The sequence below is a fragment of the uncultured Cellulomonas sp. genome (genome assembly GCF_963527515.1).
GTDB lineage: Bacteria > Actinomycetota > Actinomycetes > Actinomycetales > Cellulomonadaceae > Cellulomonas.
The window spans coordinates 18,789-41,861 of the sequence record NZ_CAURTV010000021.1 but is presented as its reverse complement, the minus strand read 5'-3'; the positions used below and the strand labels follow the sequence as shown (position 1 = coordinate 41,861).

General features: G+C 73.5%; 24 protein-coding genes. 12 read left to right on the top strand and 12 right to left on the bottom strand.

What is annotated here, in order from left to right; genetic code table 11:
• The 4 genes from RYN42_RS07990 to RYN42_RS07975 all read right to left on the bottom strand — a co-directional run.
• Window positions 1-632 (bottom strand): FtsX-like permease family protein (locus RYN42_RS07990; protein ID WP_315095229.1); only part of this gene is annotated, 632 nt, incomplete at its 3' end.
• On the bottom strand, window positions 629-1,363 hold the full coding sequence (locus tag RYN42_RS07985; protein WP_315095227.1) for an ABC transporter ATP-binding protein: 735 nt from the start codon (window positions 1,361-1,363) through the stop codon (window positions 629-631). The genes RYN42_RS07990 and RYN42_RS07985, both read right to left, overlap by 4 nt.
• Window positions 1,360-1,923, bottom strand: coding sequence for a PadR family transcriptional regulator (locus RYN42_RS07980; protein WP_315095225.1), 564 nt, complete (start codon window positions 1,921-1,923; stop codon window positions 1,360-1,362). Before RYN42_RS07980 ends, RYN42_RS07985 begins: the two co-directional genes overlap by 4 nt.
• Before the next feature lie 136 nt (window positions 1,924-2,059).
• Window positions 2,060-4,633 carry a rhamnogalacturonan lyase gene (locus RYN42_RS07975; protein WP_315095223.1) on the bottom strand — a complete coding sequence of 858 codons (2,574 nt, stop codon included), beginning with the start codon at window positions 4,631-4,633 and terminating at the stop codon, window positions 2,060-2,062.
• A gap of 257 nt (window positions 4,634-4,890) precedes the next feature.
• Here RYN42_RS07975 and RYN42_RS07970 point away from each other — a divergent pair, with 257 nt between their 5' ends.
• From RYN42_RS07970 to RYN42_RS07955, 4 genes are all read left to right on the top strand, one after another.
• A complete protein-coding gene (locus tag RYN42_RS07970) occupies window positions 4,891-5,187 on the top strand; it encodes a type II toxin-antitoxin system VapB family antitoxin (RefSeq protein ID WP_315095221.1) in 297 nt (98 codons plus the stop codon).
• Window positions 5,184-5,819, top strand: a complete 636-nt coding sequence (locus RYN42_RS07965) for a LytR C-terminal domain-containing protein (protein ID WP_315095220.1) — start codon at window positions 5,184-5,186, stop codon at window positions 5,817-5,819. Before RYN42_RS07970 ends, RYN42_RS07965 begins: the two co-directional genes overlap by 4 nt.
• 78 nt (window positions 5,820-5,897) lie before the next feature.
• Window positions 5,898-6,077, top strand: coding sequence for a hypothetical protein (locus RYN42_RS07960; RefSeq protein WP_315095218.1), 180 nt, complete (start codon window positions 5,898-5,900; stop codon window positions 6,075-6,077).
• A gap of 154 nt (window positions 6,078-6,231) precedes the next feature.
• Window positions 6,232-7,476, top strand: coding sequence for a glycosyltransferase 87 family protein (locus RYN42_RS07955; protein ID WP_315095217.1), 1,245 nt, complete (start codon window positions 6,232-6,234; stop codon window positions 7,474-7,476).
• Here RYN42_RS07955 and RYN42_RS07950 read toward each other — a convergent pair.
• Genes RYN42_RS07950 through RYN42_RS07935 form a run of 4 tightly spaced genes read right to left on the bottom strand, consistent with a single transcriptional unit; the run spans window position 7,419 to window position 11,035 of the window.
• Window positions 7,419-8,642 (bottom strand): lysophospholipid acyltransferase family protein, encoded by a 1,224-nt coding sequence (locus tag RYN42_RS07950; protein WP_315095215.1) that lies wholly within the window; start codon window positions 8,640-8,642, stop codon window positions 7,419-7,421. The genes RYN42_RS07955 and RYN42_RS07950 overlap by 58 nt on opposite strands.
• Window positions 8,639-9,511, bottom strand: coding sequence for a phosphatidate cytidylyltransferase (locus RYN42_RS07945; protein ID WP_315095213.1), 873 nt, complete (start codon window positions 9,509-9,511; stop codon window positions 8,639-8,641). Before RYN42_RS07945 ends, RYN42_RS07950 begins: the two co-directional genes overlap by 4 nt.
• Window positions 9,508-10,092, bottom strand: coding sequence for a CDP-alcohol phosphatidyltransferase family protein (locus RYN42_RS07940; RefSeq protein WP_315095212.1), 585 nt, complete (start codon window positions 10,090-10,092; stop codon window positions 9,508-9,510). Before RYN42_RS07940 ends, RYN42_RS07945 begins: the two co-directional genes overlap by 4 nt.
• A gap of 19 nt (window positions 10,093-10,111) precedes the next feature.
• On the bottom strand, window positions 10,112-11,035 hold the full coding sequence (locus tag RYN42_RS07935) for an LLM class F420-dependent oxidoreductase (RefSeq protein ID WP_315095210.1): 924 nt from the start codon (window positions 11,033-11,035) through the stop codon (window positions 10,112-10,114).
• A gap of 56 nt (window positions 11,036-11,091) precedes the next feature.
• Here RYN42_RS07935 and RYN42_RS07930 point away from each other — a divergent pair, with 56 nt between their 5' ends.
• Complete coding sequence (locus tag RYN42_RS07930) at window positions 11,092-11,745, top strand: DUF1684 domain-containing protein (RefSeq protein ID WP_315095209.1); 654 nt, start codon at window positions 11,092-11,094, stop codon at window positions 11,743-11,745.
• Window positions 11,742-12,560 (top strand): hypothetical protein, encoded by an 819-nt coding sequence (locus RYN42_RS07925; protein WP_315095207.1) that lies wholly within the window; start codon window positions 11,742-11,744, stop codon window positions 12,558-12,560. Before RYN42_RS07930 ends, RYN42_RS07925 begins: the two co-directional genes overlap by 4 nt.
• 6 nt (window positions 12,561-12,566) lie before the next feature.
• Here the strand turns inward: RYN42_RS07925 and RYN42_RS07920 are convergent, their stop codons facing one another.
• The 4 genes from RYN42_RS07920 to RYN42_RS07905 all read right to left on the bottom strand — a co-directional run bounded on the left by RYN42_RS07920 (window position 12,567) and on the right by RYN42_RS07905 (window position 17,075).
• Complete coding sequence (locus tag RYN42_RS07920; RefSeq protein ID WP_315095205.1) at window positions 12,567-13,457, bottom strand: DNA-formamidopyrimidine glycosylase family protein; 891 nt, start codon at window positions 13,455-13,457, stop codon at window positions 12,567-12,569.
• Window positions 13,458-13,467: 10 nt separating this feature from the next.
• On the bottom strand, window positions 13,468-15,357 hold the full coding sequence (locus RYN42_RS07915) for an AAA family ATPase (protein ID WP_315095203.1): 1,890 nt from the start codon (window positions 15,355-15,357) through the stop codon (window positions 13,468-13,470).
• Window positions 15,358-15,481: 124 nt separating this feature from the next.
• Window positions 15,482-16,669, bottom strand: coding sequence for a sigma-70 family RNA polymerase sigma factor (locus RYN42_RS07910; protein WP_315095233.1), 1,188 nt, complete (start codon window positions 16,667-16,669; stop codon window positions 15,482-15,484).
• A 19-nt stretch (window positions 16,670-16,688) separates the two neighbouring features.
• Window positions 16,689-17,075, bottom strand: a complete 387-nt coding sequence (locus RYN42_RS07905) for a YciI family protein (protein ID WP_315095232.1) — start codon at window positions 17,073-17,075, stop codon at window positions 16,689-16,691.
• 185 nt (window positions 17,076-17,260) lie between these two features.
• Here RYN42_RS07905 and RYN42_RS07900 point away from each other — a divergent pair, with 185 nt between their 5' ends.
• The 6 genes from RYN42_RS07900 to RYN42_RS07875 all read left to right on the top strand — a co-directional run bounded on the left by RYN42_RS07900 (window position 17,261) and on the right by RYN42_RS07875 (window position 23,065).
• Window positions 17,261-18,133 carry a L,D-transpeptidase gene (locus RYN42_RS07900; RefSeq protein WP_315095201.1) on the top strand — a complete coding sequence of 291 codons (873 nt, stop codon included), beginning with the start codon at window positions 17,261-17,263 and terminating at the stop codon, window positions 18,131-18,133.
• 44 nt (window positions 18,134-18,177) lie between these two features.
• On the top strand, window positions 18,178-18,852 hold the full coding sequence (locus RYN42_RS07895; RefSeq protein ID WP_315095199.1) for a phosphatase PAP2 family protein: 675 nt from the start codon (window positions 18,178-18,180) through the stop codon (window positions 18,850-18,852).
• Window positions 18,852-19,547 (top strand): phosphatase PAP2 family protein, encoded by a 696-nt coding sequence (locus RYN42_RS07890; RefSeq protein WP_315095197.1) that lies wholly within the window; start codon window positions 18,852-18,854, stop codon window positions 19,545-19,547. The genes RYN42_RS07895 and RYN42_RS07890 overlap by 1 nt, the downstream gene beginning before the upstream one ends.
• Window positions 19,548-19,607: 60 nt before the next feature.
• The gene (locus RYN42_RS07885; protein ID WP_315095196.1) at window positions 19,608-20,186 is read left to right on the top strand and encodes a carboxymuconolactone decarboxylase family protein; all 579 of its coding nucleotides are present in this window, start codon (window positions 19,608-19,610) and stop codon (window positions 20,184-20,186) included.
• A gap of 10 nt (window positions 20,187-20,196) precedes the next feature.
• On the top strand, window positions 20,197-21,072 hold the full coding sequence (locus RYN42_RS07880) for an RNA polymerase sigma-70 factor (protein WP_315095195.1): 876 nt from the start codon (window positions 20,197-20,199) through the stop codon (window positions 21,070-21,072).
• 145 nt (window positions 21,073-21,217) lie between these two features.
• Window positions 21,218-23,065: a zinc dependent phospholipase C family protein gene (locus tag RYN42_RS07875; protein ID WP_315095194.1), complete on the top strand. Its 1,848-nt coding sequence runs from the start codon at window positions 21,218-21,220 to the stop codon at window positions 23,063-23,065.
• Window positions 23,066-23,073: the final 8 nt, after the last annotated feature.

The following is a 23,073-nucleotide window of genomic DNA, read 5'->3' as shown; positions in this document are numbered from 1 at the left end:
GTGGTCGGAGTGCCGCGGACCGCGGGCGTCGGGTCGAGGCGGACGGCGAGCACGGCCGGGTAGCACGCGGCGCCAACCGCGACGCCGACCCCGACGAGCGCTGCGAGCGCGGCCGCGAGCAGCGCGGAGAGCAGCTCGTCGCTGCTTCCCACCGGCACCACCAGCACCACGAAGGCGCAGCCCGCCGCCGCACCGAGGGCGGCACCGGCCGAGCCGCTCAGCAGGGCGGGCATCAGGACGACCCGCCGCAGGTCGGCGGGCCGGGCGCCAGCGGCGAACAGGAGCGCGAGCTCCCGGACCCGTCGCCGGACGCCGACGAGGAAGGCAGGGGTGATCAGGAGCACCGCCTGCACGATGGCCAGCGCCGCCGCGATCCCGAGGATGACCAGAGTTGCCGGGTCGACCTGGTTCGGCGCACCCCAGCCGTGCAGCGACCCGGAGATCCCGAGCACCGTGCCCGGCGTCAGCGCACGGGCGAGCATGACGGCGGGCAGCGTCAGGAGCGCGGTGGCGATCGCGACCATGACGGCGACGAGGACGGCTCTCAGCGGGTAGCGCCTGACATCACGGCGGCCGAGGCGGAGCGCCACCCCCCAGGGCGCCCGTGCCTCCGGACTGGCGGTGGCGGTCATCGCGCGCCCGACCCGGCCAGCAGCGTCTCCGGACCGGCGGCGTCGCCAGTCGTGTCGACGAGACGGCCGTCCCGGAGGAACACGGTGCGGTCGGCCCATGCGGCGAATCGCGCGTCGTGCGTCACCAGCAGTCCTGCGGCCCCGGCGTCGACCCGGCGGCGCAGGCAGCGCATCACGTCCTCGCCGGTCAGGGAGTCGAGCGCGCCCGTCGGCTCGTCGGCCAACACGAGCCTGCGCGGCCCGACCAGCGCCCGCGCGATCGCCACCCGCTGGCGCTGACCGCCGGACAGGGCTCCGGGGAACCGGTCGACGACATCGTCGAGCCCGACCTCGGCGAGCGCTACGAACGCCTGCTCGACGGCCGGCCCTCGGCGGACCCCGTCGAGCTCCAGCGGCAGTGCGACGTTCTCGAGGGCGGTCAACGACGGCACGAGGTTGAGGTCCTGGAACACGTACCCGACCAGCTGCCGTCGGGCACGCGCACGCCCCCGACGACCCAGCGCGACCAGGTCATGGCCAGCAACGGTCACCGCACCGGACGTGGGGACGTCGAGTCCGCCGAGGAGGTGCAGGAGCGTCGACTTCCCAGACCCCGACGGCCCCATCACGGCCACGAGCTCGCCGAGCCGCACGTCGAGGTCGACGTCGACGAGCGCCGTGACCTCCGTCGGGCCCGCGCCGTGCACTCGGGTCAGTCCGCGGGCGGTGACCAGGACCGGGCCGAGACTCATCGCGACACCTCATCGCGCGCGGGGACGGGCGTCGGTGCGGCGGCCGTCCTGGAAGCGGCGGTCACCCGCGCCTCGACGTGGTCAAGCCACCGGACCTCCGCCTCGGCCGCGAACACCAGGTTGTCCAGGACGAGTGACCACGCCAGCTCGTCGAAACCCTGTCCGACGTCCGCCTTCAGCCGGGTGAGGTCCCGCAGCGCGCGCAGGGTCTCGGTGCGCTGCGTCTGGACGAGTCGCACGACGTCGACGCCGGGGACCGTGACAGCGAGCGCGAGCTTGATGGTCAGCTCGTCGCGTGTCGGGGAGCTGCGCACGACGGCGGTACTCCACCAGTCGGCCAGCTCGGTGCGACCCGCGTCCGTGAGCGTGTACTGCGGAACGTCGTCATCGGTGGGGCTCTCGACGAGTCCGTCGCGGACGAGCCGGTCCAGCGTCGTCGACACCTGACCCATGTTGAGCGGCCAGGTGCCACCCGTGCGCTGCTCGAACTGCTGGCGCAGCTGATAGGCGTGCATCGGCTCGTCGGCGAGCAGTGCGAGCATCCCTTGCCGGACAGACATCTCTACCTCCGAGGTTACTGAGTAACTTTAGGTTACGCAGTAACCATGCACGCGTCAAGGCACGCAGAAGGGCGCCGGTCGGTAGTGACCCCGACCGGCGCCCCGGGCCGCGCTTGCCCTCGCGACCCCTCGATGCTCAGTCGAGCATCGAGATCACCTGCTGCGCCCGGTACCCGAGGGTCGCGCGCGCCGCGGGGGTCACCGTGGACAACCGCGTCCGCGGGGTCAGCAGGTCGACGTAATTCTCCAGCGACCTCGCGGCGAGCTTCTCGTTGCCGTGGTCGACCGCCTTGTCGGCCACCTCGACCGCCGCGAGCAGGCCCACGACCGCGACGCCCTTCACCGCGCCCGCGGCGATCTGCGCCTTGGTGGCGTCCCGCAGGGCGTCGATGCTGCCCGGCGCGTAGAAGGACGGCACCGGGACCTGGGTGTAGTCGGTGTCCGACGCCAGGTAGAAGCCGACGTACGACGGCTGGTTGTAGGTCGTCTGCTGGCGGGCGACCTCGACGCGGTACTGCGGGTCGTGCATGAGCGTGTACATCTTCGTGTGGCTCAGCCCGGTGCTGGTGAACAGCCGGATGGCCGACGAGTCCGCGGTGCGGACCAGCAGCTCCTCGCGCGAGTCGCCCAGGACGTCGGCGACCAGCGCCGCGTTGCCCTTGGTCCCGTTGTTCGACCGCGTCCCCGTGGCGATCAGCTGGGTGCCTCGCGTCCAGTCGTCGATCGTGACGTCCTGGTCGGCCGAGCCGTTGATGATCTGCGTCGTGCCGTCCGGGAGCCACCGGATGCTCTGGTTGGTGCCGGGGATGGGGCCGGGGGTGACCACACCCTGCGCCGAGTACAGCCCCAGCGAGGCGCTTCCACCGGGCAGGCTCGCCCAGGCCTCCAGGCCGCGCACGGCCGGCAGCACGTCGCCGACCATCGACCGGCCGGTGTCCCTGCCGGAGTAGGCACCGAAGAGGACCTCACCGGTCGCCGCGTCGCGCATCGCCATGCCGTAGGGCGCGAAGGTCGCTCCCTCGTGCGCGGTGTAGATCTCGAGGCCGGGGCGGTCCGGGTCGATGTCGGTGACGTGCATGGCGTCCCCGTGGCCCAGTCGGACCACCTCGCCCGGCGCCGCGCTCCCCGCGGGGAGCGTGTCGAACGACGAGTACAGGACCGAGCCGTCGTCGTCGATGGTCGCGGCGCCGTACACGATCTCCTGCTTGCCGTCGCCGTCGACGTCCGCGGCGGACAGGGAGTGGAAGCCCTGCGTGGTGAGCTTCCCGTACACCGGGTCGGTGCCGTCGCGGCCGTGCGGTCCGTCGTTGAACGGGTTGGTCATCGGCACGTGGCCGGAGTCGACGTACCACCGCTCGCTCAGCCGGCGGCCGTCCCAGTCGTACGCGACGAGCGTCGTGCGCGTGTAGTACCCGCGGGCGAAGACCGCCGACGGCGTCGCGCCGTCCAGGTAGGCGACGCCGGCCAGGAACCGGTCGACGCGGTTGCCCGGCTCGATGCGCGACATCGCGTAGTCGCCCCACAGCAGCCCGTCGTCGCCGCGGCCCGGCTTGTAGTCGATGGTCTGCAGCTCCTTGCCGGTGTCCCCCGCGAACACGGTCAGGTACTCCGGACCGTCGACGATGAAGCCCTCGAACGTGCGCAGTGCATTGCGCGGGCTGCGGGCGGGAGCGTAGGTGTCGACGAAGTAGGTGGCCAGGGCGGTCGCGTCCTCGCGGGACAGCGGGTACGCGTACTGCGGCGCCATGCCGAGCGCCGCCTCGACGGTCGACGGCCAGCGGCCCGCGACGACCTCCGGGTGGCTGCTCCAGCCCTGCAGCAGGGTGACCAGGTGGTCGAAGTACCCCGCCGCGCTGAGCCGGTAGTCGGTGGTGTCGGTGACGCCGGCGTCGCGGTCCCGCTTCGGGATCGAGACGTACTTCTGGCTCGCCACGGATCCGTCGGCCGCGTACCGCGTGGTCGTGCTGCCGGGGGCCGTCTTCATCATGAGCTCGGCCTTGCCGTCACCGTCGAAGTCGTAGACGGGGAACTGCGTGTAGTGCGCACCGGCGCGGATGTTCACGCCCAGGTCGATGCGCCACAGGAGCGTGCCGTCCTGCTCGTAGGCGTCCACGAAGACGTTGCCGGTGTAGCCGACCTGGCTGACGTCCTTGGAGTTCGACGGGTCCCACTTGACGAGGTACTCGTACTGCCCGTCGCCGTCCACGTCGCCCACCGACATGTCGTTGGCGGAGTACGTGTACGACACACCCACGGGCGTGACCCCGTCGGCCGGCTTGCGCAGCGGGATGTCGAGCGACGCCTGCGCCCAGGGCGTCGCCTCCGCACCGTCCACCTCGACGCCGTCGACCACGGCCGCCACGCGGTACCGGGACGTCGCCGTGCCCGCCGCGTCGACGAAGTTCGTCGAGTCGGTGACCGTACCGACCTTGACGCCGTCGCGGTACACCGCGAAGTCGGGCCCGACGAGGCCCGTGGCCGTGGCGCCGGCGACCTCGGACGCCAGCAGCCGCCACGAGAGGAAGACGCCGTCCCCGGTGACCGCGGCGACCAGGCCCCGGTCGAGGCGCTCGAGCGTCAGCGCGTCGGGTCCCTGCCCGGAGTGCGCGGGCGGGGTGGCGGACGCCGGCACCGCGGTCAGCGTGCCGACGAGCAGCGCGGACCCGGCGATCGCCGTCAGCGCTCGGGCACGATGGGAGATCAGACTCATCGTTGAATCCTTTCAAAGGGCGAGGCTTCCCCTGGGACCAGAGGGGTGGAGAGCCGGGGGCGCCGTTGACCCCGACCGCCCACGACCGTATCGCCTGGTTCACCCGAGTCAACCCGGTGTGCGACATTCGCCGGAAACAGTCGACGGGAGCGCTCCCGACGACGGAAACCGCTATCCAACGGCCCTGCGGACAACCGGCGCCCGGGTCACCCGTGGAGTCCGTACAGGCCGACGTGCGCGTCACCTAGACTCCCTCCGTGATCTTCAAGTCGGTGGGCGAGGGCAGGCCCTACCCGGACCACGGGCTCGAGACGGCCAAGCAGTGGGCCGAGGTCCCGCCACGCCAGGTGCGCCTGGACGAGCTGGTGACCACCAAGCGCACCCTGGACCTGGACGCGCTGCTCGCGGAGGACTCCACGTTCTACGGCGACCTGTTCGCCCACGTGGTCCAGTACCGCGGCGTGATGTACCTCGAGGACGGCCTGCACCGCGCCGTCCGTGCCGCGCTCCACCAGCGCGCCCTGCTGCACGCCCGCGTCCTGGTGATCAAGTGACGGACCAGGACCGCGGCCGGCAGCTGCGGCGCCGGCACATGCACGAGCGTCAGGCCGTCATCTTCGGCGTCCTGCTCGCGGCCCTCGCGCTGGCGGGCCTCGGTGCCGCCGCGATGTACACAGGCAGCCTGAACCTGCCGGTGTTCGCCCGCGACTTCGCGGCCGCGCCCAGCCCGACCGCCACGCAGGCGCCGTATCCGTGCCCCCCGGCCGGCGCGCTGCCCGTCGCCTACGGCCAGGTCACGGTCAAGGTCTACAACGCGACCACCCGCGTGGGCCTCGCGGGCGTCACGTCCGCGGGCCTGGCGGAGCGCGGCTTCGTGATCGCCTCGACCGAGAACGCCCCTGCCACGTACGACGGCAAGGCGCGCATCATCTTCGGCACCCCTGGAGTCGCGCAGGCGTACACCCTCGCGGCGCACGTCGACGGAGCGGTCCTCGTCCTGGACCCGCGGGCCGACGCCACCGTCGACCTGGCGCTCGGAGCCGAGTTCGCCGAGCTCAACCCGGTCGACACCATCGCGCTGGACCCCGCCGTCCCGCTCGTCGCGCCGCCCGGCTGCACGCCGTTCGACCAGGTGATCGCCCCCGTGGCCACCGAGACGCCCGTCGCGGAGACCCCCGCCGCCTGACCGTGCGGACCGCCCGCAGGCGTGCCACCGTGGTTCCCTGACCGCGGTCGCCGACCGCGCAGGAGTGGGAGGCCGACGATGAGCGAGTCCGTGAACACCCCCGATCCCGTCGAGCGCACGGCCCCCGACGCGCCGCCGCCCCCGGACGAGCAGAACTCCGACGCCTACCTCGAGCGCGACACGGGCGCCGTCCTGCCCGTCGCCGGACCCCAGGCCGGCACCGTGCCCGCCGCGCGGCCGGTCACCGGCAACGGCTGATCGCACAGCGGCACCCGGGCGCCGACGGCGACGGGCGGGCTAGCCTGAACCCTGCCCGCCCGTCGTCCATCGGCCTCGTCCTGGGCCGCTCCCGCTGGAGGTCGCACTGCTCGCCCGACTGCTGCGCTCCGCCACGCCGGTCTGGGTCGCGTTCGTGCTCGTGCACGGCTGGCTCGCGCTCGTGGGCCTGGTCCTCATCCCGCAGCAGGCGTTCTGGGACCTGGACCTCTACCGCTACTGGACGTGGCTCGGGATCGAGCGCGGCGAGTGGCCCGTGCTCGACGGCTCGTGGGTCTACCCCGCCGGGGCGATCCTGCCGATGCTCGTCGCGTCGGCGGCCGGCTCGTCCGTCTTCGCCCCGATGTGGGCCCTGCTCGTCACTGCGCTCGACGCGGCCGCGCTGGCCGTCCTGCTGCGTGTGCGGCGGCCCGGCTCCCCGCAGGACGGCTCGACGACGGTCGGCGCCTGGTGGTGGCTCGCGTTCCTGCTCCTGCTCGGCCCGGTCGCCATGGGCCGGCTCGACGCCGTCGTCGCCCCGGTCGTCGTCGTCGCTCTGGCGATCGCCCTGGACCACCCGCGCATCACCTCCGCGCTGCTCACCGCGGCCGCGTGGGTCAAGGTCGCTCCGGGCGCCCTGCTGGTGGCGCTCTTCGTGGCGGTGCGCCGGCCGTGGCGCAGTGCGGTGGTGCCCGCGGCGGTGGTCTCCGTCGTGGTGGTCGGGACCGTCGCGGCGCTGGGCGGGCTGCCGCACGTGACCTCGTTCCTCACCGCGCAGGAGGCCCGCGGGCTCCAGATCGAGTCGCCGGGTGCCACCCCCTGGCTCGTCGCCGGCCTCTGGTCGCCGTCGATCGTCCGGTACCTGAACGAGCCCCTGGTCACGTGGGAGATCCAGGGGCCCGGCACGCAGGGGGCCGCGGACGTGCTCGGTGCGCTGTTCTTCGTCGCACTGGCCGGGGCCGCGCTGCTGCTGTGGTGGCGCCGCGAGAACCTCGGTGCCCGCATGTGGTCCGGCGGCACCGCGCGCACCGAGCTGCTGGTCCGCGGCGCGCTGCTGCTCGTCCTGGTCATGCTGGTGTTCAACAAGGTGGGCTCGCCGCAGTTCATCGGGTGGTTGGCGCCCCCCGTCGCGGTGGCCCTGGCCCTGCGCCTGCCGGGCTGGCGCACCACCGCCTGGCTGGTGCTGGGCGTGGCCGGTGCGACGCAGGTGGTGTTCCCGTGGTTCTACACCGAGGTCGTCGGCGGCGGGCCGGTGGTCACGCTCACGCTGGCCGCCCGGAACGTCGCCCTCGTGGTGCTGCTGGTGCACACCGTGGCCGCCCTGGTGCGGCCGGTGGCCGAGGATCAGCCGGCTGCCCTGCGGCGCCAGGAGCGGATCACCAGCGCCAGCCCGACGGCGTAGCCGACGCCGAGCACGCCGAGGTACGGCACGTAGAACCGTCGCAGCACCGGGTGCGCGATCGCGGCCGCTCCCCCGATCCCCGCGCCCATGGCCAGCGCCCGCGCCCCGCGTGCCCCCGCGGTGTGCAGGGCGAGCGGCCCCCGGGGGACGCCCGCGTCACCGGCTGCGGCGGCGTACAGCTTGACCGGCACGCCGTTGACCGCCTGCTTCCAGACGCCCCGCGCGCCGACCGCCATGTGCTCCGCGGCCGCCGCACGCATGCTCGCGGTGGTGAGCGGGGCCGGCGGGCGCAGCCCGCGCCGGGTCAGCTCGGACGTGACCAGCACGCCCGCCACCGACCCGGCGGTGAGCCACCCGACGGCGGGCAGGATCCGACGCGGGTGCGCGACGCCGACGACCGCCAGGTACATCTCCATCGTCACGGGCCAGCTCACGCCCTCGGCGAACCCCCAGGCGGCGGCGCCGGCCATCCCGGCCTTCCCGTCCATCGCGCGGTGCAGCACCCGCCACGTGCGGGACTCCGACCAGGTGGCCGGTCCCTCGGCCAGCAGGGCCTCGAGCTGGTGGACCACCGGTGACATGTCGTCGTCGACCAGGTCCTCGGGCTGGATGGGATGCCCGAGCCGCACCTCGACCGGCCCCGGGTGCAGCCCGCCGCCCTTCGGCAGCAGGTCGGCCGTGCCGATGATCGCGACGGGCAGCAGCGGCACGTCGAACTCGCGGGCGAGCCGGACCGCACCGCTGCGCATGTCGCCCAGCCGGCCGTCGGTGCTGCGGGTGCCCTCGGGGAACACGAGCAGGCTGGAGCCGGCACCGAGCACCGCCTGCGCGCCCTCCACCAGCCCCGCGTAGCCCCCGCCGCCCTTGCGGTGCACCGGGACGGCGCCGATGGCCACCGTGAGCCCCAGGCGCATCCACGCCTTCTGGAACCAGTAGTCCTCCGCCGCCACGACGACAGGCTTGTACGGCGCCGGGAACGCGGCGATGAGGGCCGGGGTGTCGGCGTGCGAGCTGTGGTTGGCGACGATGACCATCGCCTCGTACGGCGCGGCGCCGCGCACCTTGTAGCCGCCGACCAGGTGGAAGACGTTGCGCCAGAAGGTGTGCCGGGCGGCTCCGGCCAGGTTGAACCCGGGCGGCAGGCCGACGCGTCGGCGGGACGTCATGCGAGCACCGCCGCGAGCGGGAGCACCAGCAGCAGCGAGTCCACGCGGTCCAGCAGGCCGCCGAACCCCGGCAGCCAGGCGCCCGCGTCCTTGACCCCGGCGCGGCGCTTCACCATGGACTCCAACAGGTCTCCTCCGACGCTCCCGAGCAGCACGGCGACGTACAGGCCCGGCGAGGCGGAATCGAGCACGACCAGCACGATCGCCGCCCCGACGGCGGCTCCGACCATACCTCCGACGGTCTTGTTCGGGCTGAGCCGGGAGAGTGGTCGTCGCGCCCACGCGAACCGGCGCAGGCCGGTCCCGCCGCACCAGGCGGCGATGTCGGTGGCCGCCGCGGCGAAGCACAGCAGGTACGCGTCCGAGCCGACGAGCACCAGGTTGGCCAGCGACCAGCACAGCCAGATGGACCCGAACGCGGTGAGCGTCGCGCGCTCGACCCCGCGCTCGGAGTCGCCGGTCAGCAGCGCCGGGACCGCGCAGAGCAGCGCCACCAGGGGCACCAGCGCGAGCAGGTCGGGGGCCAGCCACGCCGCCATCGGGTACGCGACGGCGAGCACCAGCAGGAGGGTCGTCTCCGCGCGGGGCAGGCGGACCATGGCGGCGAACTCGCGCACCGCCTGCAGCGCGAGCAGGGCCGCGAGCACCGCCGTGGGTCCCGGGCCGAGCCACATGGGGATCCCGATGACCGGCAGGATCAGGGCCCAGGTGGTCCAGCGGCGGCGCAGCTCCGGCCTGCCGGAGAGGAACACGGGGATCGCCGCGAGCGCGAGGATCACCACGCTGACCGTGAGCAGCCAGACCGCCCGGCCGTCCAGGTCGAGCTGCCACGAGGCCAGCCGCAGGTGGATCTCCAGGTCCGGGATCACACCAGCACCCGGCGCAGCTGCTGCAGCCGCGTGACCGCGGTGACCAGCGACATCCCCACCGTCGCCGCGAGCAGGAGCGGCGACAGCCCCGGCGCCGCGACCATGAGGACCACCGCGAGGCACCGCTCGGTCTTGCCGAACGGTCCGCCGTTGAGGCGCGGTGCCCCGGCTCCCGCCCCGGCCAGGGACACGAACGTCGGCAGGGTGGCCGCCAGCGTCGCGACGAGCACGAACGCGAGCGCCGCACCGCCCTGCACCCGCCCGAGCAGCACCGCGAGGCCCGTGAACATCAGCAGGTCGCTCGCCCGGTCGCCGAGCTCGTTGAGGACGAACCCCCAGGGCCGGGAGACCCCGCGCGCCCGGGCCACCGCCCCGTCCAGGTTGGCCCCCGCCAGCCGACCGGCCAGCAGCAGGAGGGCGAGCGGCCACGACCCGAGCGCGACGGCGACGCCGGCGGCCGCGGCGCTGAGCACGCCCAGCCACGTGAAGACGTCCGGGGACACGTCCCGGTCCACGGCCCACCGGACGATGCCGTCGAGTCGCCGGGTGTACCAGGGCTTGAGTGCGTACAGGCCGCGCATGCCGGGACCCTAGCGGGACTCAGCCCAGCTGCGACGCGACCTCCGAGGCGACGAGCTCCAGGTGGTCCAGGTCGTGCAGGTCCAGCACCTGCAGGTACACCCGCGTGATGCCGAGCTCCTGGTAGGAGCCGATCCGGTCGACGACGGCGGTCGGCGTCCCGGCGAACCCGACGGCCCGCACCTCGGCCACGTCACGGCCGATCGCCGCGGCACGGCGCTCCACCTCGGCGTCGTCGCGACCCGCGCAGAGCACCTGCGCCACGGAGAACACCAGCGTCGACGGGTCCCGCCCAGCCTCCTCGCACGCCGCCCGGACCGTGGCCACGCGACCCTCCACGTCGGTCGGTGCGGGGAACGACTGGTTGAACTCGGCGGCGTACCTCGCGGCCAGCGCGGGGGTGCGCTTCGGTCCCCCGCCGCCGACGATGATCGGCACGGGCGACTGCACAGGCTTGGGCAGCGCCGGGGAGCGCTTGAGCGTGTAGTGCTCCCCGTCGAAGTCGTAGAGCTCTCCGGCGGGCGTCCCCCACAGGCCGGTGATGAGCTCCAGCTGCTCCGTGAGCAGGCCGAACCGCTTCTCCGGGAACGGGATGCCATAGGCGGCGTGCTCCTGCGCGAACCAGCCGGCGCCCAGCCCCAGCTCGACGCGGCCGCCCGACATCTGGTCCACCTGCGCCACCTGGACGGCGAGCACGCCGGGGTGCCGGAAGGTGGCCGACGAGACCAGGGTGCCCAGCCGGATGCGGCTGGTCTCGCGCGCGAGCCCGGCGAGGGTGGTCCACGAGTCGGTGGGCCCGGGCAGCGGGTCGCCGTCGCCCATGCGCAGGTAGTGGTCGGAGCGGAAGAAGCCGTCGAAGCCGAGGTCCTCCGTGGCCTTGGCCACCGCGAGCTGGTCGTCGTAGGAGGCGCCCTGCTGGGGCTCGATGAAGATGCGCAGATCCATGCCGCCCAGCCTCACACAGGTCGACCTGCGACAGCGCGTCGTGCGACGGTGGGGCGGTGAACGCTGGATTCCCCGTCATCGCGCCCGGCCGGCATCCCGCCGACGAGCCGTTCGCCGTCGCCGACTGGCGCCGCCGCGTGGCCGAGATCTACGCGGACGTCCGCCGCGTCGCCACGGACGACCCCGCGGCCGCGCACGCGACCTGGGTGCAGCGGCGCGACGAGCTGCTGGCCGAGCACCCCGCGTCGCCGCTGGACGCCGTGGCCAAGGCGTCGTTCGAGGGGCTCGACATCCCGCACTACGACGCCGCCTACCGGTTCGAGTGCGAGCTCCGACCCGCCCCGCAGCAGCGCCTCGACGTGAGCACCGGGACCGACGGCGTGGTGCCGTTCGAGCGCATCGCCGACGTCGAGGTGGGTGACCTGGGGACGCTCGCGGTGTGGCGGCTGCGCGGCTACGCGGGCGGCCTGTTCGTGCCCGTCAAGGACGCGCTGGCGGGCACGCCCGGCGGCACGTACGGCGGCGGGCGGTACCTGCTGGACACCATCAAGGGGGCGGATCTCGGCATGGCAGAGAACAGGCTCGTGGTCGACCTGAACTTCGCGTACAACCCGTCCTGCGCGTACGACCCGGCGTGGGCCTGCCCGCTGGCCACCCGGGCCAACACGCTGGCCGCCGAGCTGCCCGTGGGCGAGCGGGTGTTCTCGTGAGCGCCCTGACCTCGATGTGGGCCTGGGACAACCCGGTGGCGCGCACGCTCGACGCCCGCGGACGCGACTACGCGCCCGCCGAGCCCGCCGCCCTCGTCGCGTTCTGCCAGGAGCGCGCGCTCCAGCGGGTGTTCCTGTCGGCTCCCTGGGCCGCCGACGAGGGACCGGTGGGCGACTGGTTCGGCGTCGCGACGACCGCGCTCCAGGCCGCCGGCATCGCGGTCGGACCGCTCGGTGGCGACCCCGGGTGGCTCGGTCAGCCGTCGCTCGCCGTCACGTGGGCGCTGACCGCCCTCCGCTCCGGACCCAGCGACAGCCTGCAGCTGGACGTGGAGCCGTGGGCGACCCCGGGCTGGGCCACCGACCGCGACCAGCTGTGCGCGCAGTGGTTCACGCTCCTCGACGGCGTTCTCGCGGCGCTGCCCGCGGGCGTCGGGCTGGGCGTCGACACCCCGTGGTGGCTGGCGCACGAGGCGTGGGAGGGCGGCACGCTGCTGGACGCCGTCCTGGCGCGCGCGGCGCGGGTGGGCGTCGTCGCGTTCAGCGACCACGCGCAGGGCCCCGACGGGATCGTGGCGCTCGCGGCGCCGGCGGTCGTCGCGGCGTCGTCGGCGGGGCTGCCGTTCACGGTCGGCGTCGAGACGGACACCGCGGCGGTGGCGGGAGGGGCCCAGTACACGTTCATCGACGAGGGTCCCCTCGTGCTGGAGGCCGAGACCGCGCTGGTGGCCGACGCGTTCGGCACGCTGCCCGGCTACGAGGGCGTCACGGTCGAGCACCACCGCGCATGGCGCTCGCTGCTGGGCCTCGACTGACCACCCTCAGACCTGGCAGACCGGGCACCAGTAGAGCTTCCGGGTGGCCATCCCCTCGAGGAGCACCGGGGTGCCGCACACCCGGCACGGCAGGCCGGTGCGCTGGTAGACCCAGAAGCGCTCGGCGGGGTCGGTCACGTCCTCGCGCGTGACGATCATCCCGACGCGGATCCCCTCGGCCAGCAGGACCGCCCAGTCGTCCCAGAGCGCCCGCGCGACGTCCCGGGGCACCCGCCGGCCGGGGGTGTGCGGGTCGAGGCGCGCGCGGAACAGCAGCTCGGCGCGGTAGATGTTGCCGATGCCCGCCACCACCGACTGGTCCATGAGCAGCTGGCCGACCGCCACGTTGCGGGACGTCAGCCGGGAGACCATCACCGCGCCGGCCGCGTCCAGGTCGTCCGTCGACGCCGGGTCCGGTCCCAGCCGCCCGGCGGCCGCGGCTGCCTCCGCCAGGTCGAGCACCTCGCACGCGGTGGGTCCGCGCAGGTCGGCCACGGTCGCCTCGCTGGCCAGCCGCACCCGCACCTGGCCCACCGGCTCGGGCGGGAACTGCTCGCCCGCCGCGCGCTCCTGCTCGCCCTCCCCCATCCGCACGGACCGCCGGAGCCTGGGCGCGCCCATGCTCCCCGACGCGACCCCGCCGGGCGTCAGCGGCGTGAGCGAGCCGAAGAAGTCCCACGCGCCGTACAGACCGAGGTGCACCCGGAGCACGTCGCCGCGCTCGAACGTGCAGAACAGCTGCTTGCCCACCGCGTCCGCGGCCACCAGCACCTGCCCGTCGAGGCGTGCCGCCCCCGCGGCGAACCGGCCCTGCGGCGAGCTCACCGCCAGGCGCCGGCCCACGAGGTCCTGGGTGAGCTGCCGCGCGATGCGGTGGACGGTATGACCCTCGGGCACGTCCCGAAGGTTAAGCCACGCGCAGCCGCTCCGCCGCGATGGCGGCCTGCGCCGCGGCACCGGCAGCGACCGCCGCGCTCTTCTCCTGCTCCTCGTCCTCCAGCAGCTGCTGCTGGGCCAGGGTCGCCGCCTCGAGCACCGCGGTGATCTCCCCACCGATCAGCTCGTGCCGCTCCAGCAGCGCGTCCCGCAGCGCCTCGACCAGGTGGCGGTGCCGGGACAGCAGCCGGCGCACGGTGCTGCGGGCGTCGTCGAGCACGGCCTCCAGCTGCGCGCGGGCCTGGGAGTCGCTGAGCACCGCGGACACCAGGTCGTGCGGGGTGGCCGCGAACGAGATGAGCGAGCCGGTCATGCCCGCCGCGCCGACCATCTGCGCGGCGGTGCGGGTGGCCGACGCCAGGTCGCCGGCAGGACCGGTGCTGGTCTGCCCGAAGAACAGCTCCTCGGCCACCCAGCCGCCCATCGCGATCTGCACGAGCGCGCGCAGGTCGTAGTGCGAGTGCGTCCAGACCTCCTCGCAGTCGCCGTGCGCAAGCAGGCCGAGCGCGTCGCCGCGGCGGATGATCGTGAGGACCTCCAGCGTGCGGTTCGGGGCGGCGAGCCAGGCGGTGACCGCGTGCCCGGCCTCGTGCGTGGCGATCAGGCGCTGCTCGGCCTCGGTGTACCGGACCGGCTGGCCGATGCCGACCATCTCGGTGATCCGCGCGTGCTCGACGTCCGCGTAGGTCATGGCCATCGACCCGCGACGCAGCGCGTTGACCAGGGCCTCGTCCATCAGGTGCTCGATCATCACGGGCGTCCAGCCGTTGGTGGCGGCCGCGATGCGGTCCCGCACGGCGGGGTCGTCCAGCTCGGCGTCCGTGGACCGGCGTGCCAGGAAGTGGTCGACGAGCGCGCGGCGGCCCAGGGCGTCGGGCGTCGCGAACGTCAGCCGACGGTCGAACCGGCCCGGCCGCAAGAGCGCGGGGTCGAGGGAGTCGGCGCGGTTGGTGGCGGCGATGAGCAGGATCGGGGCCTTCACCGGCTTGCGCAGCCGGAGCTGGCGGGCGGCCGGCAGGAGCAGGTTGGCGCGCGCGAGGAACCAGTTGACCAGCTTGTCGGACGTCGTGGGCTGGTCGAACGACTGCATCTGCACCAGCAGCTCGTTGACCACTCCACCGGTGCCCTCGCTGATGACGGCGTTGGTGACGGTCCGGGGCACCCGGAAGGCGTCGAACGGGCCGGCGGTCATGGCGCTGGCCATCCCGCCACGCCGGATGGCGATCGCGTCGATCTCCTCGATGAACCCGATCGCGCCGCCCTCCGTGCGGGCCGCCTGGCGCAGTGCCTTGAAGTACGCGCGGATCTTCTTGGCGGTGGCGCCGTAGTACATCGACTGGAAGGACGTCGCCGAGACGAACAGGAACGGCACGCCCGCCTCCGCCGCCATCGCCTTGGCCGTCATCGTCTTGCCCGTGCCCGGCAGCCCCTCGAACAGCAGGCCGCGGCGCGGGGTGCCGCCCATCTGCTCGGCGAACTGCTTGTGGGTCTGGAACAGGTCGATCGAGCGGCGGACGTCCTCCTTGACGGGGTCGATGCCGATGACGTCGTCCAGCCGGACGTCCACCTGCTCGGGCCGGTAGACCACGTGGGGCGAGCGCGCGGAGCCCAGCTGCGTGCCCACCAGCAGGAGCAGCAGCGCGGCGAAGAACAGCACGGGGACCAGGATCAGCGGGTCGATCGTCGGCATCGAGGGCAGCACCGGCCGGCTCAGCAGCGCGCTGCCGATGACGTACGCCTCGACCAGCAGCACCACGGCGGCGAAGCGGTACACGCGGCGGCGGCGGACCCGGTCCCGCTCCAGTGCGATGTCGTGCGCGCCCCGTCGGATGGGGGAGATGATCTCGTCGGCCACAGGCATGCCTTTCCCTCGGCGCCTGAAGTCAGACGACGCTGCGTCGCGGGAGGTGCGATCCGCCCATCGTCAGCCCGGCCGGGTGAGTCGGCAAGATCGGACATATCGGACCACCCGAACGGTCCAACGCTCACCCGTGCCGCAGCCGCGCCACCTGCACCAGCAGGTAGTCGCGCTCGGCGAGGCTGGTCGTCCCGCGCGAGGCCAGGAGCAGCTGGTCGGCGGCCTCGGCCGGACGGCCCGCGCGCTCCAGCAGGTGACCCCGCACGGCGGCCAGCCGGTGGTGCCCGGGCAGCCGGTCGTCGAGCGTGGCCAGCAGCGCCAGTCCGGCGTCGGGGCCGCGCACCATCGCGAGCGCGACCGCCCGGTTGAGCGTCACCATCGGGTTGCCGGTCATCCGCTCGAGCAGCCCGTACAGGGCGAGCAGCTGCGGCCAGTCGGTGGCGTCGGTGGTCGGCGCCTCGTCGTGCACCGCGGCGATCGCGGCCTGCAGCTGGTACTCCCCCACCGCACCGCGCACCAGCGCGTCCTCGACCAGCGCGATCCCCTCGTCGATCATCCCCCGGTCCCAGAGCCCGCGGTCCTGGTCGGTGAGGGAGACCAGCTCACCGTGCGGACCCGTGCGGGCGGGACGGCGGGCGTCGGTGAGCAGGACGAGCGCGAGCAGCCCGGCCACCTCCGGGTCGTCGGGCAGGCCGGCGTGCAGGGTCCGGGTCAGCCGCAGCGCCTCGGACGCGAGGTCGGCGCGGGCCACGGACGAGCCGGTCGTGCTGGCGTAGCCCTCGTTGAGCATCAGGTAGAGCACGCGCAGGACGGCCCGGAGCCGGACGGGGTAGTCCTCCGGCGACGGCATCCGGAACGGTCCGTCCAGCTCCCGCAGGGTCCGGCGTGCCCGGCTCAGCCGCTGCGCCATCGTGGCCTCGGGCACCAGGAACGCCCGGGCGATCTCCGCGGTGGTCAGCCCGCCGACGGACCGCAGCGTGAGCGCGACGGCCGACGCCGGGCTGAGCGCCGGGTGGCAGCAGCCGAACAGCAGCAGCAGGGAGTCGTCGGTGGCGGAGGCGTCCGCCGGGTCGACCGCCTCCATGGTGCCGACGAGCTCCTCGCGGCGGCGTCGCGCCTCCTCGCTGCGGTACCGGTCGACGAGCTTGTTCTGCCCGACCACCACCAGCCAGCCGCGGGGGTTCTCCGGCACGCCCTGCTCGGGCCACTGCGTCGTCGCGGCCAGCAGCGCGTCCTGCAGGGCGTCCTCGGCGTCCGCGAGGTCCCCGGACCGGCGCACCAGCACGCCGAGGACCTGCGGCGCCAGCTCGCGCAGCAGTTCCTCGAGGGGCAGGTCACTCGGCAGGGGCGGGAGCCTCCATCAGGGCGCGGACCTCGAACACCTGCTGCATCGGGGCGCCGCCGGGGCCGGGCGCCGCGGACGCCTGCGCGGCGATCGCCACGGCGCGGGCCTCGTCCTCGACGTCGACCATCCAGTAGCCGGCCAGGAACTCCTTGGACTCGGGGAACGGCCCGTCGGTGATGACGGGCGCAGACACCCCGTCGCTCGTCACGAACTTCGCGGTGTCCGGCCACGCCAGCCCCTGCCCGTCGACCAGCTCGCCGCTGGCCACGAGCTCGGCACCGAGGTCGTGCTGGAACTGGATGTGCCGCCGCACGTCCTCCGGGGCCCACTGGTCGATCGGGGGGACGCCCTCCACGAAGTAGTTCATCAGCAGCATGTACTTCACGATGCACTCCCGGTGTGTCCGCGGGGACCCTCGTCGGTCCGCTCACCCGGTGGTCGGAGCCGGGCGCTGGTTCTCGACACGCATCCTGTCGGCAATCCGACCGGGGCGACAGGGCGCGAGTTGGCCGATGCTCCGCCGGGGGCGCACCATGACCGGGACGACCGGGGGAACACGTGGTGCGCACGAGGATCGCGACGACGGTCGCGGTGGCTGTCCTGGCACTCGCCGGGGCCTGCGCCGACGCGCCCGTCGCCGAGCCTCCGCCCGCGGTCGTCGTGGCCGCCCCGGTCGCCGTCGAGAAGGCCGCTCCACCGGCCGTCGCCGTGCCGCCCGACGCCGACCTCGCCACCCTGCCGGTGGTCGACCTCCTACACGTGGTCCCCGGCCTGCCCGGCACGGACGGGCTCACGCAGCGGGCCAACGACGACCCCGCGCTGGGCCGATGGCAGACCGCGGTCGTCGTCCGGGACACCGCTGCCCGCGACGCCCCGGCGGGGCTGCCGGTCGGCGTCGTGCCCGCCATGACGTTCGAGGCACGCACCACCCTCCCGGTGATCGACCAGCGCGGCCGGTGGCTGCGGGTCATGGTCGCGACCCGCAGCGCGCTGCCCAGCCAGGACGTGGAGCAGGTCAACGGCCGCAGCGTGTGGATCGACTCCGTGGACACCGAGGCCGCGGGCACCGACTGGACCATCCAGGTGGACGTCGCCGCGCAGACCCTCACGGTCGACGACGGCACGACCATCCACGTCCTGCCGGTGAAGGCCACCGGCGCACCCGGCACACCCACCCCGCACGTCCCGGCGTTCCTGCTGGGCACCCGCTGGGAGCAGCCCGGCACCACGACGCCGCGGGTGCTCCTGCTCTCCACCCAGAGCCAGACGATCGACCACTACGACAAGCCCACCGGCACCGCGGTGACCGCCATCCACACCACCACCCTGCGCGGCACGGGCGCGGTCTCCAACGGCTGCGTCCGCGTGACCGACGACGTGCTCGACCTGGTCTGGCAGGCGCCCGCCGGGACGGTGGTCATCACCGTCGGCTGAGCGTTCGACGAGCGCACTCGGCCCCGCACACCTAGCCTCCGGGGATGCGACCGCTGCCCCTCCGCCGCCGTGCGCTCCTGCGCGCCGCCGCGTTCGGGATCGCGTTCACCGTCCCCGTCGCGGTGCTCGCGTACGTGGTGCGGGCGCAGGTGGGCGGCATCGTCCGGCTCGATCAGCGGGCCATCGCAGCGGCCACGGACTACACGCGCGACCACCCCGACCTCCAACAGGCGCTCATCGTCTGGCAGCAGGCGTTCCAGGCGCGGTGGGTCAACCTCGCGGCGACGCTGGTCTGCGTGTGGGTGTGGCGGCGGCACGGGCTCACCACCCGCGCGCTCTGGGCGTTCCTCACGATCATGGCCGCGTGGGCGATCCAGCTCGGCGCCAAGGGGCTGGTCCAGCGGGCGCGCCCCGTGGTCGAGGACGCGGTCGCGCACGCGCCAGGTTCCAGCTTCCCGTCCGGGCACGCGACCAACACCGCCGCCGTCGCGCTGACCCTGGCCCTGCTGCTCTGGCCGCTGCTGAGCCGCGGCGGACGCGTCGCCGTCCCGCTCGTCGCGGTCACCGTCACGCTGCTCACGGGTCTGGACCGCGTGCTGCTCGGCGTGCACTACCCCTCCGACGTCGTCGCAGGGTTCGCGCTCGGGACGGCCCTCGCGGGCGCGTCCTACCTGGGCTACAGCGGCTGGTCCGCGACGCCCCCCGACCGGGAGACGTGATGCACACCTTCCTGCGCCGCTACGAGCTGGACACCTCGGCACCCACCCGGTCCGAGGCCTGGCGGGACGTCCGGGTCCGCGTCCTCCTGCCGGCGCTCGCCCTCTGGGCGGTCGTCGTCGGCGTCGGGTTCCTCATCACGGGCCCCCTGGGCAACCTGCCCGGCGAGGCGGCGGTCAACGAGTGGTTCGTGTCCCAGCGCACCGAGACGCTCGACGCCGTCACGGCGGTGATGTCCGCGATCGGCACCACCGAGTTCATCATCGGCGCGTGCGTGCTGTTCGTCGCCCTGTTCTGGTGGCGCACCAAGCAGTGGTGGCTGGCGCTGGTCCCCCCGCAGGCGATCGCCGTGCAGGCCATCGTGTTCATGACGGCCGCGCTGGTGGTCGGCCGCGAGCGCCCGGACGTCGAAAAGCTCGACGAGTCGCCTCCCACCTCGAGCTACCCCAGCGGCCACACGGGCGCGTCGACCGCGTTCTACGTGACGCTCGCCATGCTGGCGCAGCGCATCGGCAACCGGGCGCTGCGCGTCGTGGTGACGATCGTCTGCCTGCTGGTGCCGATCGCCGTCGGCACAGCCCGGCTCTACCGGGGCATGCACAGCCTGTCCGACGTGCTGCTGGGCGCGCTCAACGGGCTGGTGTGCGCGTTCCTGGCGTGGAACTACCTGCGCCGGGACACGTCGGGCGGCCGCTGACCTGTCACACGCGAGCACCGGGCGGTGTCTCCATGTCGAACCGTCGACGAAGGAGCAGCCATGACCGGCCCCACGCGTGTCCCCCCGACCGAGCTCACCGGCGTGTACGGCGCGGTGGTCAAGGTCGCCGCCCGCAGGATGCTCGGCCACGTCCCCGAGTCGGTGGGCGTGCTCTGGCACCACCCGGCGGTCATGAAGGACTCCATGGGCGTCGGGCGCAAGGTCGAGGGCTGGCGGGAGCTGGACCGGGACCTGGCCACCTACGCCGCGATGGCCGCCGCGGCGACGGTCGGTTGCAGCTTCTGCCTGGACCTCAACTACTTCCTGGCGCACAACCACGGGCTCGACGAGGCCAAGGTCCGGGAGGTGCCGCGCTGGCGTCAGTCGTCGGTGTTCACCGCCCGCGAGCGCCGCGTCATGGAGTACGCCGAGGCCGCGAGCCTGACGCCGCCGGCCGTCACCGACGAGCTGTCGGACGCACTCCTGGCCGAGCTCGGTCCGGCAGCGCTCGTCGAGCTCGCCGCGCGCGTGGCCTTCATGAACATGTCGGCGCGCATGAACCTGGCGCTCGGCATCCACTCGGAGGAGTTCGCCGCGGCGTGCGGGCTGCCGCCGCTGGCCGCCCGGCCCGCCTCCTAGGCTCGAGCGCATGGTCAGCGACCCCTTCGTCGTGCACCGCAACCTGTTGTTCACGGTCGCGTACCAGCTGCTGGGCTCGGCCGGCGACGCCGAGGACGTGCTGCAGGAGTCCTGGCTCCGGTGGGCCTCGGCGGACCGGTCGGCCGTCCGCGAGCCGCGCGCCTACCTCGTCCAGGTGGTCACGCGGCAGGCGCTCAACCACCTGCGGACGGTGGCGCGCCGCCGCGAGGACTACGTCGGCGAGTGGCTGCCCGAGCCGCTGCTGACCAGCCCCGACGTGGCCGACGACGTCGAGCTGTCGGAGAGCCTGTCCCTCGCGATGCTCACCGTGCTGGAGACGCTGGGCCCGGCGGAGCGCGCGGTGTTCGTGCTCCGCGAGGTGTTCGACGTGCCGTACGACGAGATCGCGCAGGCGGTCGACAAGACGCCGGCGGCGGTCCGGCAGATCGCGCACCGGGCCAAGGGCCACGTCGCCGCGCGGCGGCCCCGCGTGCGGGTCGTCCGCTCGGAGCACGAGCGCGTCGTGGCCCGCCTGGTCGCCGCGCTCAACGCGGGTGATCTCCAGGGGCTCATGGACGTCCTGGCACCGGACGTGGTCGCCGTCGCGGACGGTGGAGGCAAGGCGCGCGGCGCGGCCCGGCGGCCGATCGTCGGCGCCGCGAGGCTCGCGCGCTACCTCGTCGGCGGGATGTCGAAGGCGGGCGGCGCGCTGCTCGCCTCGCTGACCTGGGTCAACGGGCAGCCCGCCGTCCGGATGGAGCTGGACGGCGGGCTCGTCGGCGTGGCCAGCGTCGCGGTCGCCGACGGTCGCGTGACCCGGGTGTGGACCATCGCGAACCCCGACAAGCTCGGCCGGCTCGACGAGGAGGCGACCCTCGGCCGATGAACGTTCACCCCCGCCGCGCCTTGTTCCCGCTCCGCCCGTTGTGGGGCAATGAGGACACAGGTTCGGCTGCCGACGAGGTCAGTGCCGGCACCGGACGCCAGGGGAGCCCGCGCTGTGGCGGGCGGTCAGCAGGGGGGCTGCTGCCATGCCAGGTCCGATCGTCCATCTCCAGAACATCCGGAACGTCCCGCGCTACCTGCGTGAGCTCGGCGGGGACCGCGGCCGTGAGCTGGCCGAGCTGCTCGAGAAGGACCCGTGCAGCCCGTACGCCAACTTCGGCGCACAGGGCCCCGACTTCCTCGTCTTCTCCCTCAAGGAGTACGGCACCCCGCTCGACGAGTTCGCCAACTTCCTGTTCGGGGTCTACGACGCGCTCGAACCGTTCATCGACTTCTACGAGGCGGTGATCGAGCCGGTCGCCGACGCGATCGACGACGCCGTCACCGCAGTCGACCAGGCCCTGTTCAGCGGGCTGCTCACCCAGATCGGCGACACCGCCACGCTCATCACCAGCGCGCTCGAGGTGCAGCTGGCCAAGATCGTCACGCAGAACATCGACCTCTTCTACGGGTTCCACCCCAAGATCCAGCAGGGCAGGCCCGAGGACGAGTGGTACTGGTTCGACACCTGGCACTACCGCCGGACCGGCAAGCTCGCCTCGACCATGTGGAAGCTGGCGCAGGGCGACGACGACCTCATGCGCTACGCGGTCGGCTACGGCAGCCACATCGGCGCGGACGTGGCAGGCCACCCGTTCGTCAACTCGATCGTCGGCGGCCCCTACCGGTCGCACTGGCACCGCCACCACCTGGTGGAGAACTGGATCGACGCCTACGCCCGCAAGGGCTACCCGGACAGCCGCACGACCAAGAAGTGCCTCAACCTGACCTCCGACGACACCTACGTCGCCGACGCCATCTCCGGCAGCTACTACTCCCGGCTGTGCGAGTTCCCCGGCGGCCAGCTGCCCGGCAAGCTGGCGGACCTCATGGTCAAGGCCGTCGACCAGGTGTACGACGCCGCGCCCGGCCGGCCGGTCCCGCCGAAGCTGACGGCCACCGACTTCGACTCGACCTACCGGCTGTGGCTGATGTGGTTCGAGCGGGCCACGTCCATCGGCGCTGCCAAGAAGCCGACCCCCGTCCCCCCGCCCGGGTCCGCGACGGCAGCGCTGTTCACCGACTACGTCAGCGGGTTCCCCTCGTTCAGCGGCGGGGGTGGTGGAGGCGGCGGCGGGGGCGGCGGCTTCAACATCCTGGACATCTTCGCGGCCATCCTGGGCTTCATCAAGTGGCTCATCGAGTCCATCGCCTACACGATCCAGTGGACCCTGACGCACATCGTCGACATCCTCACGCTGCCGGTGACCGAGGCGCTCGGACTCGTCAAGTGGCTGCTCTACCAGGTGCAGAAGGCCGTCTGGCAGGTCTACGAGGAGGGCCGGTTCGCGCTGGTGCTCGGCGCGTACCTGTCCCCCGAGCCGGGCGACTTCAACCGCACGCCGTGGGGCACCGCGTTCATCAACACCGCGTCCGCGCACCTGACCGGCGGCCCGTCGCCGTCGTTCGGCAACTACCCGCTCAAGCAGGAGTCGCACGGGTTCTTCGGGCCGATGGAGCACCACCTGGTCTACCCCGGCACGCCGCGGGAGTTCGAGGCCACCGAGTCCGCGCCGCTGCCGTTCTGGGGCCAGAACCCGGACGTGATCCTCAACGGGTTCCATCCGTACGACCCGCAGGTCGAGGACCTCTACACGGCCAAGGCCCCGTACGGCACCGGGCCGGCGTTCACGCACTGGACCGACTCGCAGACCTGGGCGGGGTTCCAGTTCGGCAGCATCCCGGCGTTCACCGCGCGGCTGCTGTCCGGGCACATCGACGACCTGCCCGACTTCAACCTCGACGCCGACCGCGGCCACGGGTGGAAGACGTGGGAGCCGAAGGACCCGGACATCGACGTGGTGAACCCGGTCGACACCAGCTATCTCCCATAGACCGCACG